This is a genomic window from Alkalihalobacterium chitinilyticum, assembly GCF_029028005.1.
GTDB lineage: Bacteria > Bacillota > Bacilli > Bacillales > Bacillaceae_F > Alkalihalobacterium > Alkalihalobacterium chitinilyticum.
The window spans coordinates 1-1,416 of record NZ_JAOTPO010000046.1; the positions used below are offsets into that span (position 1 = coordinate 1).

Here is a 1,416-nt window from a genome sequence, read left to right on the forward strand (position 1 = left end):
ACTCGTTCCTCGACTTTTCCAGCAGGGTAGATACAAGCTGAATAATCAAAGTAACCTATTTCACCATTTTGGTTATATAGTGGTGCTCTATTTAAAACCATTAGCTTTACGTCTCCATTTTTTAGCTGTACTACACTTCCTATTGGTAATAATTCCATTAAAGTTTCCCCTTTCACTACCTTTTTAATGAATTAATTATGGATTTTTATATAATTTAATTCTTTCTTTTGGCAATCTATATACAAAAATATTAAAGAACACTAATGCAAAAAAAGAGAAGATCAATACAACTAAAGAAGAAGTAAAGAAAAATAGAATGATTGAGAACAGAAAGCCAATTAAACAAATAGCTGCAATCCACATCTCTAGTTTAAATACTTTCTTTCCTTTTTCTACATAATCTTCAATCATTGATTCTGTCAAGTAAATTTCTCTTACCTCTTCATATGTGAATTTCTTATAGTAATACTTTCCTGAAATAGAACCCAGCACAATGACAGCAATAATTAATCCAAAAGTTATATAATTTGAGAAAGTTAAATTTAACTGTTGAATACCTCTCATGAAAAATAATAAACTAAAAAAACCAATCCAATAAAAACTTTGACTAGGCTCCTTATGGAAGGCCTTATAAGTATATCTAGTTTTCTCATCGATAAATATAGTATGATTTTGTCTATCTTTAATAATTTCAGTATAAATTGGGATCAGTTTCATGACTACCATTCCTTTTATATTATGTAGCTTAGTCAAAAACACTACCTAAACCACTAAAGAACACCTTTACGGAGTCACCTACATTATTTAATGTTTCAGCAGTCCTTAGCGCAAAATCACTAATACCCTGAACGATCTTATCTTTATTATCATAAACATAATCAAATGCCATAGAACCTAAAACACCTACTACAAATCCACCAGCTGTCCCAGCAACCGGAAATGCGGACCCTATAGCCGCACCTGCCATTCCAGCTCCTAAATGACCGACTGTTTTTACGGCTGCATCTGTTACATCTTCTCCATTATATATTTGAATACCAAAGTCAATAGCTGAACCTACTATCGGTGGACCATACCTAGCTCCATTACGTATCGTAGAGGTTAATGCTGATGGCGGGGCCGCTTTTGTCACTACACCACCACTTACGGTTTGTATGGCTAGAGCTGGATCACCAAAAAGGAATGTGTTCCTTTGTGCCCATGAAACAATAGACCCGGCTATCTTTTCTGATACTTTATCATTGACCTTTTGAGTTGCGGCATTCCTAATGAAGGCAGAACCCGTACTAATGACCCCTGATACAATTGAATCATATACAGACTTATCGATTTCACCATTTTCATAGTCTTCTTTTGCTTTTTCATATATTACTCTTGATTCTTCATCAAGGTCTTCAATTTGCTCTTGTCTTATTT

At 33.9% G+C, this 1,416-nt stretch carries 3 protein-coding genes; all 3 read right to left on the reverse strand.

The genetic code is table 11. The annotated features are described in order from the left end of the window. A partial coding sequence (locus N7Z68_RS24240) for a DUF4176 domain-containing protein (RefSeq protein WP_275120956.1) occupies positions 1–158 on the reverse strand: 158 nt, incomplete at its 3' end. Positions 159–195: 37 nt separating this feature from the next. Next, positions 196–717 carry a hypothetical protein gene (locus N7Z68_RS24245; protein ID WP_275120954.1) on the reverse strand — a complete coding sequence of 174 codons (522 nt, stop codon included), beginning with the start codon at positions 715–717 and terminating at the stop codon, positions 196–198. Between the two features lie 28 nt (positions 718–745). Further along, on the reverse strand, positions 746–1,416 hold a 671-nt coding region (locus N7Z68_RS24250; RefSeq protein ID WP_275120955.1), incomplete at its 5' end, for a hypothetical protein.

Bases quoted from the DNA above. Each gene is read 5' to 3' on its own strand.
- N7Z68_RS24245 (WP_275120954.1), bottom strand. From the start codon at position 717: ATGAAACTGATCCCAATTTATACTGAAATTATTAAAGATAGACAAAAT.